The sequence below is a fragment of the Wolbachia endosymbiont of Rhagoletis cingulata genome, from assembly GCF_048537655.1.
In the GTDB taxonomy this organism is placed as follows: Bacteria; Pseudomonadota; Alphaproteobacteria; order Rickettsiales; family Anaplasmataceae; genus Wolbachia; species Wolbachia pipientis.
Genome location: NZ_CP175927.1, coordinates 1065976 through 1084922, shown reverse-complemented (window position 1 = coordinate 1084922; position 18947 = coordinate 1065976). Strand labels below are relative to the sequence as shown.

Sequence of the window (18947 nt, the reverse complement as noted above, 5' to 3'; positions counted from 1 at the left end):
CCAATGATTACCTATCAATCTCACCAAAAACTATATCGAGTGAGCCAATAATTGCTGCAACGTCAGCAAGCATGTGTCCTTTTGCCATAAAGTCTAAGGCTTGTAAATGCGCAAAGCCAGGTGCTCTTATTCGGCACCTATAAGGTCTATTGGTACCATCTGAAACTATATACACTCCAAACTCACCTTTTGGTGCCTCAACAACTGCGTAAGCCTCACCTTCTGGTACGTGATATCCTTCTGAATAGAGCTTAAAATGGTGAATCAGAGCTTCCATAGATTTTTTCATCTCTGCTCTTGACGGTGGAGAAATTTTTCTATCTTCAGTTTTTATTTGCCCTTCAGGCATTTTCTCTATGCACTGCTTCACCAAACTGATAGATTGCCTAATCTCTGCCATTCTAACTAGATAACGGTCATAACAGTCGCCATTTTGGCCGATCGGTATATCAAAATCTAGTTGATCATATATCTCATATGGCTGGCTTTTTCGCAAATCCCAAGCAAGCCCAGCAGCGCGCAACATTGGGCCACTAAAGCCCCAATCAAGTGCCTGTTTAATTGATATTTCACTAATTCCTACAGTGCGTTGCTTCCATATCCTATTTTCTGTTAAAAGTTCATCAACATCGTCTATATATTTTGGAAATTGCTCTATAAACTTTGCAATATCCTCAATCAAATCTTCTGGAACATCTGCTGCAATTCCACCTGGCCTGATGTAAGCTGCGTGAAACCTTGCACCTGAAGCTCTTTCGTAAAATTCCAGTATTTTTTCTCTTTCTTCAAAGAGCCATAAAAGAGGGGTCATTGCTCCAACATCAAGTGCTTGAGAAGAAACGTTCAGTAAATGATTTAGTATTCTCGTCAGTTCACAAAACAAGACACGTAAATACTTTGCCCTAATTGGCACTTCACATTGCAACAATTTCTCCACACAAAGTGAATATGCATGCTCTTGTGACATTGGTGATACGTAATCAAGGCGATCAAAATAAGGCAAAGCTTGAAGATACGTTTTATGTTCTATTAATTTTTCAGTACCGCGGTGCAAAAGCCCAATATGGGGATCTGCCCTCTCGGTCACTTCACCATCCATCTCTAAAACAAGACGCAACACTCCATGTGCAGCTGGGTGCTGAGGTCCAAAATTTAACATCATTGTCTTTAGATCGGGCATGTCCAGTAGTTTAAGATATTAAAATTGTATAGGCTAAAGTGCGCTCAAAGTCAATAAACTTCTTGCATAGGCTACAACTATCATTCAATAGAAACAAAAACTTTTACAATGGCTAATAAGTGTTGGTAAAACCAAGTCACTTTAGCTATAGAATGACAAAAAAGGTTTGCATTAGCCAAATTTTTAGTTGAAGTAGCATAAGAGGTTAAAGGAAAAGCTTTGTGTTAATGGATTCATTTCAGGTATAGTATAGATAATACCACAATACTTATAAAATGGATCATGTTGTTAATGCGTATAATAGACTTGACACTCCTATAGTCAGGGGAGAAGGGGCATATCTTTTTGATAAAGATGGTAAAAAATATTTAGATTTTGCTGCAGGTATTTCTACAACTTCTTTAGGGCATTGTTATCCATACATTACAGATAAGCTGAAAGAGCAATCGAGCTCATTATGGCACTGCTCTAACATTTTCACTATTCCCGAGCAAGAAAGGCTTGCCGAGCGTTTAACAACCCTTACTTTTGCAGATAAAGTTTTTTTCTGCTCAAGTGGGCTTGAAGCAACAGAAGCTGCAATTAAGTTTATTCGTCGTTACTTTTATTCAAAAGGGCAAGCAAAACGTAATCGTATTATTACAATTGAAGGAGGCTTTCATGGCCGCAGTATTGCTGCAATTTCTGCTGGAGGCAATGAAAAATCACGCGAAGGTTTTGCTCCGCTCCTTTCTGGTTTTGATAAAGTGCCAAGAAATGACATTAAAGCATTAGAAGAAAAAATCAACAATGAAATAGCTGCTGTATTTTTAGAGCCCATACAAAGCGAAGGTGGAGTATATCCACTAGACGTAGAATATCTTCAAAAAGTAAGGGAAATAACAAAAGCTCAAGGAATAATTTTGTGCTTTGATGAAGTGCAGTGCGGATATGGACGCATCGGTTCTTTATTTCATTATCAAAATGTCGGCATTGAACCTGATATGCTAACCTGTGCGAAGGCTATGGGTAACGGTTTTCCTGTAGCTGCATGTTTAGTGAAAGATTATATAGCAGAAGCAATTACTCCAGGAACTCATGGATCAACCTATGGTGGCAATCCACTTGCCATGACTGTTGGTAATGCAGTGCTCGATATAATGCTAAAAGAAGGCTTTTTTGATCATGTTAAAAGAATTAGTAAATATTTAAAAGAAAAGCTGTTGCTTTTAGCTAAAGAATTTCCTGAGATGATTTTAGAAGTTCGTGGAGAAGGGTTACTAATGGGAATAGAACTAGCAACTCTTGTAGCTGATAAAATTATTAGTCGATCTCTTGATAAAGGTTTAATAATAACTAGGGTTTTAAACAACAAAGTAGTAAGGGTAACCCCACCACTTATCATTGAGGATGAGCATGTGAACGCAGCGTGTAATATGCTTTATGATTTGTTTTTTAAGATTAAAGGTATATAAAATTCGGCAATATAAATTCAGGCTTGCAAATGCCTCTCATAACATGTAAAATTAATTTTATTTTTTATCACAATAACATCGTACTTTAATGGATTGGTTATTGGTCTTAGTATCATCAGCAATTTTTGTTTTGTTAGTTTTATCGTTTTTGTTCTCAGGAGCAGAAATAGGCTTAACCTCAATTAGCCGTTCTCGAGTTAATAAGCTAAAGCTAGACGGTAACAAAAAAGCCAGGGTAATAGATCGCTTATTAAATAGGAAAGAATTGACAATAGGAACGGTATTGCTCGGCAATACAATTATTAATATTACTTGCTCTGCTTTATTTACAGCAATATTTATCAATCTTTTTGGAAATGAGGGCATTCTCCTATCAACAATTATAATGACATTTTGTATTTTATTGTTCTGCGAAGTTCTACCAAAAACTTATGCTATTCAAAATCCTGAAAAATTTGCATCATTTTCTGCTTATTTTGTATTGTTTTTTGTAAAGATTTTTTCTCCATTGACACTAGGTATTCAATTTATTGTTAACCTCATCCTAAAATTATGTGGGCTGCATAAAGATAAGGAAGTGATATCTGCAGCGGATGCAATGCGTAATATGATTACTCTTCACCGCAGTGAAGGAACTATGTTGCAACAGGATTTAGATATGCTAAGCAGCATACTTGATTTGGCTGAGACAGAGATATCACAAATTATGACCCATAGAAGAAACCTATTTTCTCTTGATATAGATCGGAATAAAGAAGAGTTAATAAGAGAGATTTTAACCAGCAGTCACAGTAGAGTACCTTTATGGCAGAAGGAACCAGATAACATTGTAGGTGTAATTCACGTGAAAGCTCTAATAAATGCTTTGCGTGAAAAGAATAATAAAGCGGAAGAAGTTGACATTACCCAAGTTATGTCAAGGCCTTGGTTCATACCAGAAAGTACACCGCTCAGCGTGCAACTTCACAACTTCCGTAAGAACAGGAAACACCTTGCATTTGTTATTGATGAGTATGGAGCACTGCAGGGAATTGTAACTCTTGAGGATATACTGGAAGAAATAGTTGGAGAAATTTCGGATGAACATGATTTGATTACGGAGAATTTTATAAAGAAAATATCTGATAATATGTATCACATAGAAGGAAAATCTACTATTAGGGACATTAACAGGCAGTTATACTGGAATCTCCCTGATGAAGAAGCTACAACTCTAGCAGGTATGATTGTGAATGAAATAGAGCGCATTCCTGACGAAGGCGAGGAGTTTTCCATGTATGGTTTTCGCTTTAAGATTTTAAAAAAAGATAAAAATATTATTACTGTTGTTGAAGTGCAAGTAAAAATTGGTAATATTAGTGGCAGCAATTAATTAGTGGAGTTTCATGGAAGATACAGTAAAAATAACGGCTGAAGAGTTGAAGGGTTACATAGAGAGAATCGAAAAACTTGAACAAGAAAAGAGGGATGTGCAAGATCACATTCGTGATGTATATGCAAAAGCCGCAGATGAAGGTTGGGATATAAAAGTGATGAAACAAATTATTAGGCTGAGGAAGATGGATGATGATGACAGAGAGGAACAAGAAATATTGCTTGATACCTATAAACGTGCATTGGGAATGAGCTACGAAGAAGAGTTAAGTGAATAGCAGAATTGTAATTGGAATAAGTGGAGCATCTGGTTCTATTTACGGTGTGCGTATTTTAGAAGCGTTGAAAGACGTCGATTATGAAACTCATTTAGTGATAAGTCGTGCTGGGAAAGTAACTTTAGCTCACGAGATTAAAGAAAAACTTGAAGATATTACATCACTTGCAGATTTTTACTATTCTGAAGAAAAGATTGGAGAAAAAATAGCAAGCGGCTCATTTAAAACCTCAGGGATGATTGTAGCACCATGCTCTATGAAGACAATGTCTGAAATCGCATCAGGTGTTACTTCCAATCTATTGACAAGGGCTGCAGATGTAACGCTAAAAGAAAGAAGAAAGTTAGTTCTTATGGTGCGAGAGTCACCACTGCATCTTGGGCATTTACAAAATATGTTAAAATTAACGGAGATGGGAGCAATTATTGCTCCACCAGTGCCTGCTTTTTATATTAAACCGAAATCGTTGGATGATATTATTAATCATTCTGTTGGCAAAGTATTGGATTTATTTGATATCAAATTACCCGACTTTAAGGAGTGGCAAGGAAGTGACAATTATTATTGATGGTAAAAAAATAGCAAACGACCTATGTGAGAGGCTATCACAAAAAATTGATATTTTAAAGAGAGAGTATAACATTTTTCCTTGCCTGAAAGTAATTCTCATAGGTAGCAATCCAGCAAGTCAGGTTTATGTTCGCAACAAACAGAAAAAAGCAGAATCAATAGGCATAAGTTCTGAGACCATTGTTTTGCCTAATAATATTTTAGAAGATGAATTAATTGAAAAAATCAATGAATTAAATGAAGATCCATCTGTGCATGGCATTTTAGTGCAATTGCCTTTACCAAATCATATTAGTGCAAGCAGAGTAATTAACACAGTAAGTGTTGAAAAAGATGTAGATGGCTTTCATGATGAAAACGTTGGCAAATTAGTTAAAGGTGAAAAAAACTGCCTTATACCTTGCACTCCTAAAGGTTCTTTGCATTTAATTAAGTCAATTGAAGAGAACCTTTCCGGTAAAAACGCAGTGGTAATTGGTAGGTCAAATATCGTGGGCAAGCCAATGTTTTACCTGCTATTGCAAGAAAACTGCACTGTCACCATCTTGCATTCACAAAGCAAGGATTTAGCTGAATATTGCTCTAAAGCGGATATAGTAGTTGCAGCAGTCGGAAAGCCAAATTTTGTTCAAGCAGACTGGATAAAGAAAGGTGCAATAGTGATCGATGTTGGCATAAATAGCGTTAACGTAGGAAAGCTTGTAGGTGATGTTGACTTTGAAGGAATAAAAGGGAAAGCCAAAGCTATGACCCCAGTACCCGGGGGCGTTGGCCCAATGACCATTGCATTTCTAATGATGAACACTGTTATTGCTGCTTGCTTGCAAAAGGGAGTTGATGCTTCTGATTTCATTAGTTGAGGTATGAAGAGGAAAGCTATATGAAGATAGAATGTACCATATCACAATTAATAAAAAATTGAGATTTTTGAAATTCCTCAATAGTCAAATTTATTAAATATTTAGGATCATCATCTATTCTTTTTTCTCTACAAGTATAGCTAAAGTGGCTTAGGTTTACCTACAATTTGAAAAACAACAAATTCGTCATTCCGCTACTCGTTAGCGGAATCTATGCTGAGATACCGCGGCGGTATGACGTAGGGAAACCTTTCTTGGGTTAGCTATAGTTAGTGGAATTGCAAAGTTTCTAGGCATAAAAAGCTTTGAACCTAATATATGAGCCAAACTTGATTTTCCAACCGTAGATACACCTGTAATAAAAATAATAGTCTTCATTTTGTGAATTTACTTGCTATATGAACTATCGGAGAAATTTTTTTATAGTTTATAGTATCTGACCTTACCCAGAAAAAGTGGAGAGAAAGTTTGGAATGTTTTTCACAAAGAGAATGATGAATCAAAATGCTCAGGAATGCAATAGTTAATAGTGACGTTGTTTGTTATAAAAAATTTCTATATATTCAAATATAGCAGTTTTGATATGCTGTTTAGAGTGCCGAGAGGTGTCTATTGGTAACTCCCTTTTTAGAGAACTGAAGAAGCTTTCCACAACAGAATTGTCGTAACAACAACCTTTATAACTCATCTATGTTTTTTATGGATAAGAGATATTGATAACCTTGCGAAGTATATTGTGAACCTTGATCACTATGTAATAGTAGATTTTTGGCAGGTTTACGCTTGTTAACGGCCATTAATAAAGAGTCCATAACCAATTGTTTATTTATTGAACTGCTCATTAACTACCATGCGTGAATATAGATCGATTATTGTTGCCAAATATAGCCATCCTTCTTTGGTTTTTATATAAGTAATCCCATACTTTATTTGGTTGATCGACAATAAAGTTTTGGTCTAATATATTGGGAGCTACTGTCCGTTTGTTGTTTCTTAATTTTAAATTTTCTTCTCAATATAGCCTGAATACCATTTTTCTGCATAATACTTTGCACTGTTTTTAAGTTGCAACTTTTACCCAAAGCCTTCAATTCAGCATGAATTTTAGGAGCTCCATATCTACATTTAGAAACTTGATATATTTTTTGAATAGCTGCGAGTAGCTCTTTATTTGCTGATTCTCTACTGCTTATTTTTCTTGTGGTCCACTTATAGTAGCCACTAGCAGAAAATCCTACATAATTCCTGTACTTTATAGCAGTTACTATGCTCTTTTATAAAAAAATATTTTACTCTTTTTGACTGGCCAGGGCTTTTTTTTAAATGTCTCTTTCCCTTGTTACTCTTGCTTTGTAAATCAAACCTCTCTTTGTCGTAAGGAGCCATGTTACCTCTACCTGGAAATGCATTTGCCGCTGACTTTTTTTCGTTATATTTCTTCATCCATTTTCCTAATACACTATCCCTTATTCCTAGATCTCTTGCTACTTTTGCAACTGGTTGACCTACCTTTCTTTGTTCATTTGCCAGCTTAACAGCTTCCAATTTGAATTCTGCCGTATATTCTCTTACCATTTCTAATCCTCCAAAATTTTATTTTACCCGAAAAAACTCCTTTCTTTCTCTCCACTTTTTCTGGGTAAGGTCAATATACCAGTGCCGAAAATAGTTGACAAAGATTGTGTATACTTATTACAATTGTTTGGGTACCAGAAGTTTTTACGGCAACAAAGTATGCACTAACTATAAGTAAGGAAGACTTTAAGCAGGCAATAAAAAAAATGAAGTAACGTTTAAAAGAGATTGAAGGAGAGAAGAAAAAGGTAAAAGGGAATACGGCAGAAAATGAATCTTATTACAAATAGCATAAAGGGCTTTTATTCTAGTGTTAAATCGGACCTAGATTGGCAAGCCAAACGTAGTCTTATTAGAACATTAGTAAAAGAAGTCAACATTGATCTTGATAAAGTAGATGTAGTATTTAAGATCAAAGAACTTGAAAACCCCGCCCAGAATGGACAAAATCAAAAGATGGTACATTGTCTAAGGGGTCTGGGCACTGGGATGACATCTTTTTTCTTGGTACAAATTACTCTTATGTCTCAATATTTGTACAGTTGTGTTATCGGCTGTTTGATGTTTACAACGCAGAAAGTTCATAAGGTTGTAAGTCAAGCGGTAGGATGACAAGATTTTGCAAGGGTATTTTTTTTATAGGAGATTAATATGGAAATTTTTCTTGATAGCGTTGATTTAAATGAAATTAAAGGACTAAAGGAGTTCATTGACGGCATAACAACTAATCCTTCTTTAATAGCAAAGTCCGGGCGTAAAGATAAATACGAGGATTTAGTGCGTGAAATATGCTCTATTATAAAAGGGCCTGTTAGTGTTGAAGTTGTTGCAGATAGCCATGAAGAGATGATCACAGAAGGTCTGAATTTAGCAAAAATTGCTGATAATGTTGTGATCAAATTACCTCTTACACATGAAGGATTAATTTCTTGTAAAAAGTTATGGACAGAGCATAAAATACCTGTTAACATCACATTATGTTTTTCTCCTGGACAAGCACTGCTTGCCGCTAAGGTCGGTGCTTGTTTTATTTCCCCCTTTGTTGGTCGCCTTGATGATATAAGCTATGATGGCTTATCGCTAATAGAAGATATATGTACTATATATTCTAATTACGGTTTTGATACTAAAGTTCTTGTTGCATCAGTGAGAAGCCCAGCGCATGTAATAGAAGCTGCAAGGCTTGGTGCTGATTCAATTACTGTGCCAGCAAAAGTACTTAGACAATTAATTAATCACCCACTTACTGACCAAGGGCTAGCAATATTTGAAAAAGACTGGGGTGTAAAATAATAGACGGTTACAAATGAACATAAAAATTGGCGTATCCGTTCAGGCAATGGCGTCAACTTAAGAGCCTTCATTAGCAAACTCTCCTAAAGACATGATGGCGTTTGCTACCTTATTGCGGCTGCCCTGGTCGAATTTTAACTTTATAACTAACCCAAGAAAGGTTTCCCTACATCATACCGCCGCGGCGCTAACGAGTAGCGGAATGACGAATTTGTTGTTTTTCAAATTGTAGGTAAACCTAAAGCTATAGAAAAAAAGAAGAACCAGTTTCTTAGTTCTTCATTGACATAATCCACTTCATATGCCTTAATAAAGTTTTATAGCTTGGTAGGAAATAGTGGGATCAGAATTTGAAGAAATGCTAAAGGAAATATTACAAGAAATTAATGATCAAGGCTTCAATAAAGATAATATAATTGATAAAATTAAGGATAAGCTGCAGGAAAAGGACCCACGCGTATACAACGGGTGGAAAGATAACAAGTTTGATATAGATCACCTGTTTTTACCAGGTATCATGTTGCGTATGATAGCTAAAGATACAAAATTAACAGGGTTCTTTATAGAATATGAAAGGACTCTTTTATATGTTGCTGCTGAACATGGGCACATACAAATAGTAGAAAATCTATTAGACAATGGAGCGAAAACCGGTATAAAAAATGGATATTGCAAAGAAGCTCCTTTACATGTTGCTGCTAAACATGGACACATACGAATAGTAGAAATTTTGTCAAAAAAAGAAGCAGATATCGATCTGAAAAATAGGTATGGGGAAACTCCTCTACATTATGCAGCTAAGTATGGACATACACAGGTATTAGAAAATCTATTGGGAAGAAGCACTAATGTTAATGTACAAAGTGAAGTTGGAAGAACTCCTTTACATGATGCTGCTAATAATGGTCATATAGAGGTAGTAAAACATCTTATAAAAAAAGGGGCAGATGGTGTGCCGTAGAGATACAAAGAATGTTCAAGTAAGAGCAAACTAAGTGCAAAAGCTGCACAGTAGATGAGGGTAGGTCCCTCGGAGCCGGTTTACAAGAGCAGGCTTCAAACAACCATAAGCTGCTTTGGTAAAGAGCCAAGGTAGTGAGCGTTATGGAAAAGGCATAATTATATGTCATGTAAGGAATAGAGAGATGAACGAAAGTGAACCACTGATGAAGTGTCGAAACCTTTTAAATGACGTCAAAACCAGGGGGTCGTTTGTAACCTGGGATAAATCTATCGGGAGCTTGTTTACTGGATAGATGGCGTCCGGCATAAAGGTGGCATGAATCCATTTCAGGCTATTGTGTGGAACTACGGGAACCTGTCGTTTCGATGATAAGGGAGAAATCCAAGGAGCTAAACTCTAAGGATGAGAGTACCGATGCGAAAAACAGGGGCGGATCAGCTCGTAGTAGTGAAGAAGTTTCTGTAATGGAAATCGAGAGAAGGGGCTGAGTTATTTAGTTTTAATGATTTATCAACCGAAAGGGAGGAGTTAATGAGTAAAACAAAGTCTTTTGATATATCAAAGCAACTTATTTGGAGAGCTTATAAACAAGTATCGAAAAATAAAGGTGCTGCTGGTGTGGATGAGGTTTCGATAACAAAGGTTGAAGAAAATCTAAAAGATAATCTGTACAAACTATGGAATAGGATGTCATCCGGAAGTTATTTTCCAGAGCCGGTAAAAGCTGTTGCGATACCAAAAGATACAGGAGGGCAAAGAATTTTATGTGTTCCTTCAGTATTCGACAGGATAGGGCAAACGGCTGCTGCTATGTATCTAGAGCCGCTGGTAGAACCAAAATTTCATGAGGATTCATATGGTTATAGACCAAATAAGTCTGCACTGGATGCGGTAGATACAGCTCGTAAAAGATGCTGGAGGTACGATTGGACGATAGATCTTGATATATCTGGATTTTTCGACAATTTGGACCACGGCTTGGCATTGCAAGCTATCAAAAAGCACACAGACTGCAAATGGGTCATACTGTATGTTGAGAGGTGGATGAAAGCCCCCATTCAGCAAGCAGATGGCAGTAAGGTAGTTAGGGATAAAGGAGTTCCGCAAGGAGGTTCAGTTAGCCCAATCATCTCTAATATATTCATGCATCATGTGTTTGATATATGGATGAAAAAGAACTACCCGACGGTACCATTTGAGAGGTATGTGGATGATGCGATAGTGCACTGCAGAACAGAGAAACAGGCAGAGTTTGTGAAAGTAATGATCGAAGAAAGATTGGCTGAGTATAAGTTGAAATTACATCCTGAAAAGACACAGATAGTGTACTGTAAGGATGACAATAGGAGTGGTGGATTTCCTAAACAAAGTTTTGATTTTCTGGGTTACACATTCAGACCCAGGTTAGCAAGAAATAAAATAGGGAAATATTTTGTCTCATTTCTCCCAGCAATTAGCAACAAGGCCAAGAAAAAGATTACTACAACCATAAGGTCATGGAAAATGCTACGAAATACGCATATAACATTAGAGGAGATGTCAGGAAAAGTAAATCCAATAGTCAGAGGCTGGTATCAGTACTATGGCAAATTTTACAGAACTGAAGTATACAAATCTCTAAAGAATATAGAGCGGCATCTAGAAAAGTGGGTGAAAAGGAAATATAAGAGACTCAGGAGTCACGGAAGACTAGCAAGACAATTTCTAGGAAAGGTGAGAAAGAGGTCTCCGGATATTTTCTATCACTGGACACTAGGGTTAGGCCAAAAGGCTGAATAATGGAAGCTGTATAAATCAAGAGGTTTACGTACAGTTTTGCGAGAGACTGGTGGGGAAGTTCCACTGGTCTACTCTCCTAAATGCAAGAGATAAAAATGGTTATACACCACTACACTGTGCAGTATTCGCAAAAAGTTTAGAAAATGTAAAAGTGCTGCTAAGGGAAGGGGCAGAAGTAAATACCACTCAATATATCACCGGATGTACGCCACTGCACTCTGCGTGTAAAATGGGAGGAGCAGGAGTTGAAATAATAAAGGAGCTAGTAAAGGCCGGAGCTGAAGTTAATCAACTGAATAAATATGGCGCAACACCAATGTATTACATCTGGGAAAGTGAAAAGTATTGTCTATGTGACAGCAAAGAGAGTGAAAAGGCGAGCAAATTTCTGAGAGAAAAAGGAGGAGTAACAAAAAGTAGAGAACTGACGTGCTATGGAATAGAGAAGCTAGTGGGAGAAATAGCAGACATGTTGAATGGGAGTTATTTACCAGAGTTAAAAATAATAGAGATAGAAGAAATAAGGAAGAGAGACAAATCGTTAATAAAGGAAGAATGTAAAAATTTAGCAAGCAAGATAATAAGCAAAGTGAACGAAATGATAGATGAGGCAGAAAATGTAGTAGGAAGAAAGGCTTAAAAAGGTGACTTGATTTTAAAGAAAAGGTGAGGTGGATTATGTTAAAGCTTGGAAAATTTAATAAATCAGCAAAAGAATTATTAGAGAACTCATATAAAAATATTTATGCAAGAGACAGAACAGCTCTACATTATGCAGTAGACGCAAAAACAGTGAGGGTATTAGTTGAAAAAGGAGTGAATGTAAATGCAGCAGATGTAGGAGGATATACAGCACTGCACCTAGCGGTAACGGAGAAACGTCTAGAAATCGTGAGAGAATTGATAAAATCAGGAGGGAATGTAAATGCGGAAGAATATGGAAATAAATGCACACCGCTGCACCTTGCATGTATGGTAGAAGAAAAAGAAATAGTGGAAGAATTAGTGGAAGCAGGAGCAGAAATAGAGCAAGAAGATAAGTTCGGAATGACAGCAATGGATTATGCGAAAAATAGTAAAGAAGTAACTGAAGTATTGGAGAAAGAAACAGACAGAATTGAAAAGCTATTTATGAAGGGCTAAAAATATGGAGAAAGAAATAGAAAAGAAAGTAATGAATTTAGAGAGAAAACCTTTGGATGAGCTGAGAAAAATATGGAAAAAGGTATATGGGGAAGAAGCACCTAAACATTCAAAGAAATATCTGATACCAAGATTAGCTTATAGAATGCAGGAAAAAGTATATGGAGAAATGTCAAGAAAGGGGACAAAAAGACTAGAGTATCTGGCAGATCGGCTAGAGAAAGGAAAAAGAATAAGTAGCGATAAATTACCAGTAGAAGGGACAGAATTAATACTAGAGAGAGGAGAAGAGACGCATGCAGTAATGGTAACAGATAAGGGTTTAATCTACCGAGAAGAATTTTTCACATCATTATCAGCAGTAGCCGGAAAAATAATGGGAATGAGCTACAATGGGCCGCTTCTATTTGGAATGAGAGATAAGGAGAAAGAGTGCTGAAAGAGGTAAGATGTGCGATATATACGAGAAAATCAAATGAGGATGGACTAGGTGTGCCGTAGAAGCGATCAGTTGAAGCTGCACAATAGATGAGGGTAGGTCCCTCGGAGCCGGTTTACAAGAGCAGGCTTCAAACAGCCATAAGCTGCTTTGGTAAAGAGCCATGGTAGTGAGCGTTATGGAAAAGGCGCAATTATGCGTCATGTGTAAAATGGAGAGGCGAATGCAAATGAACCACTGATGAAGTGTCGAAACTTCATAGAAGATGTCAAAACCAGGTGTTCTAGCCTAACCTGGGATAAATCTATCGGAAACTTGTTTACTGGATAGATGGCGTCCGGCATATAGGTGGCGCGGATCCATTTTGGGCTATTGTGTAGAACTGCGGGAACCTGTCATTTCGATGATAAGGGAGAAATCCAAGAAGCTAAACTTCAAGGATGAGAGTACCGATGCGAAGAACAGGGGCGGATCAGCTCGTAGTAGTGAAGAAATTTCTGTAATGGAAATGGAGCGAAGGGGCTGAGTTATTCAGTTTTAATTATTTATCAACCGAAAGGGAGGAGTTAATGAGTAAAACAAAGTCTTTTGATATACCGAAGCAAGTTATTTGGAGAGCTTATAAACAAGTATCGAAAAATAAGGGTGCTGCTGGTGTAGATGAGGTTACGATAACAAAGTTTGAAGAAAATCTAAAAGATAATCTGTACAAGCTATGGAATCGAATGTCATCTGGAAGTTATTTTCCAGAGCCTGTAAAAGCTGTAGCAATACCAAAAGGTACAGAAGGGGGACAAAGAATTTTATGTGTCCCTTCAGTATCGGACAGGATAGCGCAGACAGCAGCTACAATGTATCTAGAACCGTTAGTAGACCCGAAGTTTCATGAAGATTCATATGGTTATAGACCAAACAAATCTGCACTGGATGCGGTAGGAACTGCGAGGAAAAGATGCTGGTGGTACGATTGGACGATAGATCTTGATATAGCAGGATTTTTCGACAATTTGGACCACGAGTTGGCATTGCGAGCTATCAAAAGGCACACAGACTGCAAATGGGTCATACTGTATGTTGAAAGATGGATGAAAGCGCCAATTCAGCAAGCAGATGGAAGTAAGGTAGTTAGGGATAAAGGAGTTCCGCAAGGAGGTTCAATAAGCCCGCTGATCTCAAACATATTTATGCATCATGTATTTGATGAGTGGATGAGACGAAAGTGCCCAACAATACCATTTGAGAGGTATGTAGATGATGCGATAGTGCACTGCAAGAGTAGTAGACAGGCGGAATTTATGAGGGTAGCAATTGAAGAAAGACTGGCTGAGTATAAGCTAAAATTACATCCTGCAAAGACACAAATTGTGTACTGCAAGGATGACAATAGGAAAAATGAATTTCCTAAACAAAGTTTTGATTTTCTGGGTTACACATTTAGACCCAGGTTAGCAAGAAATAAAATAGGAAAGCATTTTGTTTCATTTCTTCCCGCAATTAGCAACAAGGCCAAGAAAAATATTACTACAACCATAAGGTCCTGGAAAATACTACGAAATACACACAAAACATTAGAGGAAATATCAAAGACAGTAAATCCAATAGTCAGAGGCTGGTATCAGTACTATGGCAGGTTTTACAGGAAAGAGATATATAAACCTCTGAGAAACATAGAGCAGCACCTAGAAAAGTGGGTCAGAAGAAAGTATAAGAAGCTTCGAAATCATGGAAGACTAGCGAGGCAACTTCTAGGAAAAATGAGGAAAGAAGGGACAAATACTTTTTACCACTGGACACTAGCTTTAGGTCAAAAGACTGAATAATGGGAGCTGTGTGAGTCGCGAGGGTGCGCCGTGGTACGCATTAAGAAATACTTAGCAGAGCTAAGCGGGGTTCAGAATAAATGGCCTCGAGGTGAACAACTAACTTTAACCCGAAAGGGAAGGAGGACAAGAGCATGTATGTAAAGCGAGAGTTATCTGAAGATGTGTAAGATAACGGCTTGCAACACCTGATCAATATGGTTAAAGCTAAACTGCTTGAATTCTAATCTTCAGGGGTGGGACTTCACATCCATGGGTATCGCATTTAAAACCCCATGTCTACGGTAAGCACAGATTAAACTTTCGTTTGTGTGACATTCTGGCTGTAGAACGATAAGTAGTGAACTTATTTAAGAGGATGAATGGAAAACCTAAGTTGATCTAGAACAGTTCTTAGTGACGGAACATGGGATGACCTAAGGAACGCGAGTTCTATGGTTACGGAGTCATCGTAGTAGTCGTGAAAGTAACGAATCACCGGGGAGCGTGGGAAAGCCACATACGGGGCAAAGGGTGACAGATAATTGAATGTTGAAATTGGGAGGTACGCAAGATGCGGAAAGCTGAAACAATACTTAACATTATACGTGAACGTGGACAAAGAAATTTGCCGGTTAAAAACGTATATCGCCTACTTTATCAGCGTGATCTTTACCTTCGAGCGTATGGCAAACTTTGTCGTAATAAAGGTGCTATGACAGAAGGTGTGACAACTGAAACAGTTGATGGTATGTCTTTGGAGAAAATCGATAAAATCATAGAGGATTTACGCTATGAGCGATATCGGTGGACACCAGTAAAACGTATCTATATTTTAAAGAAGAGTGGTAAACGCAGGCCGTTAGGATTGCCAACATGGTCAAATAAGTTACTTCAAGAAGTAATCCGATTAATATTGGAAGCCTACTATGAGCCTAAATTTAGTGAATGTTCACATGGATTTCGACCAAAGCGTGGATGCCACACTGCATTAAGAGCAGTAATGCAAAAAGGCAGAGGTACAAAATGGTTTATAGAGGGAGATCTCAGTGCATGTTATGACTCAATTGATCATACTATGTTGTTGAAAATACTGAGTGAAAGCTTCCAAGATAACCGTTTTATTCAGCTAATCAATCGACTGCTAAAAGCAGGATATATGGAAAATTGGAAGTACAATAAGAGTCATAGTGGGGTACCACAAGGTTCTATTATTGGTCCAATTTTGAGTAACATATTACTCGATCGGTTAGATAAACATGTGGAACATATACTAATACCAGCAAATAACCGAGGTAAGCGAAGAAAGACAAATCCAAAATATTTAAGGTTAACCATGCAAGTATCGATGATGAGAAAACAAGGGAACTGGGATCAAGCAAAACAACTGCGTCAATTAGTGCAGGGTATGCCATCTAAGGATTCTTGTGATCTAAATTATCGACGTCTTTGGTATGTTAGGTATGCTGATGATATTCTGGTAGGGTTTGCAGGACCAAAAAATGAAGCTGAACAAATTAAAAATGAGATTGCTAAATTCCTCAATGAGGAGCTCAAACTTATGCTTAATGAAGATAAAACGCTTATTACACACGCGTGTGATAGCAAAGCCAATTTTTTAGGTTATAAAATACACGTCTTGCATGCAGATGATAAACATGATCATCGGACACAACGATGTATTAACGGTAGTATTGGGTTACGTGTACCACATCATATAAAGCAGAAAAAGTGTTCTGAATATATGCGTTGTGGAAAGCCTATACATTTACCTCAACGTACACTTGATACAGCTTACAGTATTGTTGCTCAGTATCAAACTGAATATCGAGGAATTGTACAATATTACAAAATGGCCTACAACCTTCACACACTAAGTTATTTGAAGTATGTGATGGAAGTATCATTAGTAAAGACTTTAGCATCTAAATACAAAACAACTTGCAGGAAAATTTATAGAAAATTTGGTGCAATGATTGAAAACGACGAAGGTGAAAAATGAAAAGTCATCCAAGTCAGAGTAGATCGTTTACCATCAAAGATACCATTAATTACACACTTTGGTGCTGTGTCACTAAAATGGAATAAATGGGTAAGTATAAGTGATAACCTTATACCAATATGGAATAAGCGTAGTGAAATAGAGCAAAGACTATTGGCACAAACTTGTGAATTATGTAAATCACAAGAGCAGATTGAAGTACATCACGTACGTAAACTTGCTGATTTGCTAGGTAAACGTAATACTGAGCTACCGAAATGGAAAAAGAGAATGATTGAACGACAGAGGAAGACTCTTGTTGTTTGTCATGAATGCCATAAGAAAATCCAATATGGAAAATATGATGGTGACTCCTTAAAACGTTAGATTATTGGAGAGCCACGTGATACGGAAACGATCATGCGTGGTTCGGAGAGGGGTTGTTGGAAAAGTACTTAACAAGTAACTCGCTGGCTGCCCACTCTACTTCATGCACAGTTCTGCGAGAGACTGGTGGGGAAGTTCCGCCGGTCTACTCTCCAGCAGAAGTTTAACAGTTTAGATGCGCAACGAGTAGCATGTGAGAAGTACGTAAAGAGCAAAGAAGGCTGGGTAGCATTGGTAAAAAGGTACGATGATGGTGGCTATTCAGGGAAAAATTTAGAAAGACCAGCGATAAAGGAATTATTTGAAGATGTTAAAGGAGGAGAAGTAGATTGTGTAGTAGTGTACACACTAGACAGACTATCAAGGGAAACAAAAGACAGCATCGAAGTAACATCATTTTTTAGAAGGCATCGAGTAAATTTTGTAGCAGTAACGCAGATATTTGACAATAATACGCCAATGGGAAAATTTGTACAAACAGTGTTATCAGGTGCAGCACAACTAGAAAGAGAGATGATAGTCGAGAGAGTAAAAAATAAAATAGCGACATCAAAGGAACAAGGTCTATGGATGGGAGGAACTTTGCCGCTTGGATATGATGTAAAAGATAAGGAATTAATAATAAATGAGAAAGAAGCGAAAGTAGTAAGGCATATATTTGAAAGATATTTGGAGCTGAAGTCAATGGCAGAACTAGCAAGGGAGCTAAATAGTCAAGGTTACAGAACGAAAGCAGATATCTTTAAAAAAGCGACGGTGAGAAGAATAATAACAAACCCAATATATATGGGAAAGATAAGACATTATGAGAAAGAGTATGAAGGAAAGCATGAAGCAATAATAGGGGGAGAAAAATGGCAAAAAGCGCAGGAATTGATAAAGAATCAACCATATAGAAAGGCGAAATACGAGGAAGCGCTACTTAGGGGAATAATTAAGTGCAAGAGCTGTAATGTAAACATGACGTTGACGTATGCAAAAAAAGAGAATAAGAGATATCGATATTACGTATGCAACAATCATTTAAGAGGAAAGAATTGTGAATCAGTAAATAGAACAATAGTTGCTGGAGAAGTAGAAAAAGAAGTAATTAGGAGGACAGAGCAGCTATATGGAAAATTGGGAGAAAAAGCGGAAGAGTGGCAAAATTTAAGTTTTGGAAAACAGAAAGAAGTAGTGAAAAAGTTAATAAAAGGAGTAATGGTAAAAGAAGATGGAATAGAAATGAGTTCAGAGGATAAGGTAGAATTTATATCGATGTGGTTAAAAAAGAAAGGAAACAAATGCACAGTAGTAGAACCAGAAGCAAAAACAAACAATGCGCTACTGAAAGCAGTGGTAAGAGCTCATTTGTGGAAACGTCAGCTAGAAGAGGGAAAATATGCAAGTGTGAAGGAGCTGAGTACCAAAATTAATATAGGTACAAGACGAATACAACAAATTTTAAGGTTAAATTATTTAGCGCCGAAGATTAAAGAAGACATAGTAAATGGAAAGCAGCCAAGAGATTTGAAATTGATTGATTTAAGAGAAATACCGATGCTGTGGAGTGAGCAGATGGAGAAGTTTTACGGCTTAGCGTCGTAACGTTTATAAAAACAACAATATGAAAAAACATCGAAAAAAGTATGTGACAGAAAATTAAAAAAGGTTATTGCAAAAGGAGCTACTACAAAGGGCCACATAAAAAGATGTTGAAATTGATATAGAAGAGCAAATAAATGTTACAAAATCAATTGTGTAAAAATATCAATACAAGTAATGAAGATTTTAGCATATTAGGTGCAACAATGGTAGAAAATGATCCAATTTTAGCTGCATATTTTAATAGTAGACCTGGAGTGTAAAAGGCAGCTCAGCCAAATTGTATG

20 protein-coding genes and 1 pseudogene are annotated in these 18947 nt (G+C 37.1%); 19 read left to right on the top strand and 2 right to left on the bottom strand.

Features of this window, described 5'->3' with window-relative positions; translation table 11 throughout:
* Window positions 1-7 precede the first annotated feature (7 nt).
* A complete protein-coding gene (locus tag ACJZL3_RS04895; protein WP_419198690.1) occupies window positions 8-1180 on the bottom strand; it encodes an NADH-quinone oxidoreductase subunit D in 1173 nt (390 codons plus the stop codon).
* A 275-nt stretch (window positions 1181-1455) separates the two neighbouring features.
* Between ACJZL3_RS04895 and ACJZL3_RS04890 the strand changes: the two genes are divergently transcribed.
* The 5 genes from ACJZL3_RS04890 (at window position 1456) to folD (ending at window position 5716) form a co-directional block, all read left to right on the top strand.
* Entirely contained in the window at window positions 1456-2634 is a 1179-nt protein-coding gene (locus ACJZL3_RS04890) for an aspartate aminotransferase family protein (RefSeq protein WP_419198689.1), read from the top strand.
* Window positions 2635-2722: 88 nt separating this feature from the next.
* Entirely contained in the window at window positions 2723-4006 is a 1284-nt protein-coding gene (locus ACJZL3_RS04885) for an HlyC/CorC family transporter (protein WP_010962674.1), read from the top strand.
* Between the two features lie 13 nt (window positions 4007-4019).
* Window positions 4020-4286 carry a DUF2312 domain-containing protein gene (locus ACJZL3_RS04880; RefSeq protein ID WP_010082293.1) on the top strand — a complete coding sequence of 89 codons (267 nt, stop codon included), beginning with the start codon at window positions 4020-4022 and terminating at the stop codon, window positions 4284-4286.
* Window positions 4279-4854 carry a UbiX family flavin prenyltransferase gene (locus tag ACJZL3_RS04875; protein WP_010082294.1) on the top strand — a complete coding sequence of 192 codons (576 nt, stop codon included), beginning with the start codon at window positions 4279-4281 and terminating at the stop codon, window positions 4852-4854. The genes ACJZL3_RS04880 and ACJZL3_RS04875 overlap by 8 nt, the downstream gene beginning before the upstream one ends.
* Window positions 4838-5716: a bifunctional methylenetetrahydrofolate dehydrogenase/methenyltetrahydrofolate cyclohydrolase FolD gene (gene folD / locus ACJZL3_RS04870; protein WP_010082295.1), complete on the top strand. Its 879-nt coding sequence runs from the start codon at window positions 4838-4840 to the stop codon at window positions 5714-5716. The genes ACJZL3_RS04875 and folD overlap by 17 nt, the downstream gene beginning before the upstream one ends.
* 480 nt (window positions 5717-6196) lie before the next feature.
* Here folD and ACJZL3_RS04865 read toward each other — a convergent pair.
* Window positions 6197-7291, bottom strand: a pseudogene (locus ACJZL3_RS04865) (IS3 family transposase).
* Between the two features lie 270 nt (window positions 7292-7561).
* On the opposite strand from ACJZL3_RS04865, the gene ACJZL3_RS04860 reads away from it, so the two are divergent.
* From ACJZL3_RS04860 to ACJZL3_RS04795, 14 genes are all read left to right on the top strand, one after another.
* Window positions 7562-7903 carry a hypothetical protein gene (locus ACJZL3_RS04860; protein WP_010082297.1) on the top strand — a complete coding sequence of 114 codons (342 nt, stop codon included), beginning with the start codon at window positions 7562-7564 and terminating at the stop codon, window positions 7901-7903.
* Between the two features lie 39 nt (window positions 7904-7942).
* Window positions 7943-8584: a fructose-6-phosphate aldolase gene (fsa, locus tag ACJZL3_RS04855; RefSeq protein WP_007552982.1), complete on the top strand. Its 642-nt coding sequence runs from the start codon at window positions 7943-7945 to the stop codon at window positions 8582-8584.
* Window positions 8585-8921: 337 nt separating this feature from the next.
* Window positions 8922-9545, top strand: coding sequence for an ankyrin repeat domain-containing protein (locus tag ACJZL3_RS04850; RefSeq protein ID WP_419198688.1), 624 nt, complete (start codon window positions 8922-8924; stop codon window positions 9543-9545).
* A gap of 368 nt (window positions 9546-9913) precedes the next feature.
* A complete protein-coding gene (locus tag ACJZL3_RS04845) occupies window positions 9914-10036 on the top strand; it encodes a hypothetical protein (RefSeq protein WP_419198602.1) in 123 nt (40 codons plus the stop codon).
* 43 nt (window positions 10037-10079) lie between these two features.
* Window positions 10080-11327 carry a group II intron reverse transcriptase/maturase gene (ltrA, locus tag ACJZL3_RS04840; protein ID WP_419198601.1) on the top strand — a complete coding sequence of 416 codons (1248 nt, stop codon included), beginning with the start codon at window positions 10080-10082 and terminating at the stop codon, window positions 11325-11327.
* A gap of 49 nt (window positions 11328-11376) precedes the next feature.
* Window positions 11377-11967: an ankyrin repeat domain-containing protein gene (locus ACJZL3_RS04835; protein ID WP_419198687.1), complete on the top strand. Its 591-nt coding sequence runs from the start codon at window positions 11377-11379 to the stop codon at window positions 11965-11967.
* A gap of 38 nt (window positions 11968-12005) precedes the next feature.
* The gene (locus ACJZL3_RS04830; protein ID WP_208571770.1) at window positions 12006-12470 is read left to right on the top strand and encodes an ankyrin repeat domain-containing protein; all 465 of its coding nucleotides are present in this window, start codon (window positions 12006-12008) and stop codon (window positions 12468-12470) included.
* Between the two features lie 4 nt (window positions 12471-12474).
* The gene (locus ACJZL3_RS04825) at window positions 12475-12909 is read left to right on the top strand and encodes a DUF2924 domain-containing protein (protein WP_419198686.1); all 435 of its coding nucleotides are present in this window, start codon (window positions 12475-12477) and stop codon (window positions 12907-12909) included.
* Between the two features lie 403 nt (window positions 12910-13312).
* Window positions 13313-13435 (top strand): hypothetical protein, encoded by a 123-nt coding sequence (locus ACJZL3_RS04820; protein WP_419198591.1) that lies wholly within the window; start codon window positions 13313-13315, stop codon window positions 13433-13435.
* 43 nt (window positions 13436-13478) lie between these two features.
* Entirely contained in the window at window positions 13479-14729 is a 1251-nt protein-coding gene (ltrA, locus tag ACJZL3_RS04815) for a group II intron reverse transcriptase/maturase (RefSeq protein WP_419198617.1), read from the top strand.
* 553 nt (window positions 14730-15282) lie between these two features.
* The gene (locus ACJZL3_RS04810) at window positions 15283-16710 is read left to right on the top strand and encodes a reverse transcriptase domain-containing protein (protein WP_419198685.1); all 1428 of its coding nucleotides are present in this window, start codon (window positions 15283-15285) and stop codon (window positions 16708-16710) included.
* Between the two features lie 66 nt (window positions 16711-16776).
* Window positions 16777-17076 carry a hypothetical protein gene (locus ACJZL3_RS04805; RefSeq protein WP_419198684.1) on the top strand — a complete coding sequence of 100 codons (300 nt, stop codon included), beginning with the start codon at window positions 16777-16779 and terminating at the stop codon, window positions 17074-17076.
* A gap of 126 nt (window positions 17077-17202) precedes the next feature.
* Window positions 17203-18663: a recombinase family protein gene (locus tag ACJZL3_RS04800; RefSeq protein ID WP_419198683.1), complete on the top strand. Its 1461-nt coding sequence runs from the start codon at window positions 17203-17205 to the stop codon at window positions 18661-18663.
* 134 nt (window positions 18664-18797) lie between these two features.
* Window positions 18798-18923, top strand: coding sequence for a hypothetical protein (locus tag ACJZL3_RS04795; protein WP_279630789.1), 126 nt, complete (start codon window positions 18798-18800; stop codon window positions 18921-18923).
* The last annotated feature ends 24 nt before the right edge of the window (window positions 18924-18947 follow it).

Coding starts and splice junctions, on each gene's coding strand:
- ACJZL3_RS04895 (WP_419198690.1), bottom strand. CDS start 1,180: ATGCCCGATCTAAAGACAATGATGTTAAATTTTGGACCTCAGCACCCA.
- ACJZL3_RS04890 (WP_419198689.1), top strand. CDS start 1,456: ATGGATCATGTTGTTAATGCGTATAATAGACTTGACACTCCTATAGTC.
- ACJZL3_RS04885 (WP_010962674.1), top strand. CDS start 2,723: ATGGATTGGTTATTGGTCTTAGTATCATCAGCAATTTTTGTTTTGTTA.
- ACJZL3_RS04880 (WP_010082293.1), top strand. CDS start 4,020: ATGGAAGATACAGTAAAAATAACGGCTGAAGAGTTGAAGGGTTACATA.
- ACJZL3_RS04860 (WP_010082297.1), top strand. CDS start 7,562: ATGAATCTTATTACAAATAGCATAAAGGGCTTTTATTCTAGTGTTAAA.
- fsa (WP_007552982.1), top strand. CDS start 7,943: ATGGAAATTTTTCTTGATAGCGTTGATTTAAATGAAATTAAAGGACTA.
- ACJZL3_RS04845 (WP_419198602.1), top strand. CDS start 9,914: ATGATAAGGGAGAAATCCAAGGAGCTAAACTCTAAGGATGAGAGTACC.
- ltrA (WP_419198601.1), top strand. CDS start 10,080: ATGAGTAAAACAAAGTCTTTTGATATATCAAAGCAACTTATTTGGAGA.
- ACJZL3_RS04830 (WP_208571770.1), top strand. CDS start 12,006: ATGTTAAAGCTTGGAAAATTTAATAAATCAGCAAAAGAATTATTAGAG.
- ACJZL3_RS04825 (WP_419198686.1), top strand. CDS start 12,475: ATGGAGAAAGAAATAGAAAAGAAAGTAATGAATTTAGAGAGAAAACCT.
- ACJZL3_RS04820 (WP_419198591.1), top strand. CDS start 13,313: ATGATAAGGGAGAAATCCAAGAAGCTAAACTTCAAGGATGAGAGTACC.
- ltrA (WP_419198617.1), top strand. CDS start 13,479: ATGAGTAAAACAAAGTCTTTTGATATACCGAAGCAAGTTATTTGGAGA.
- ACJZL3_RS04810 (WP_419198685.1), top strand. CDS start 15,283: ATGCGGAAAGCTGAAACAATACTTAACATTATACGTGAACGTGGACAA.
- ACJZL3_RS04795 (WP_279630789.1), top strand. CDS start 18,798: ATGTTACAAAATCAATTGTGTAAAAATATCAATACAAGTAATGAAGAT.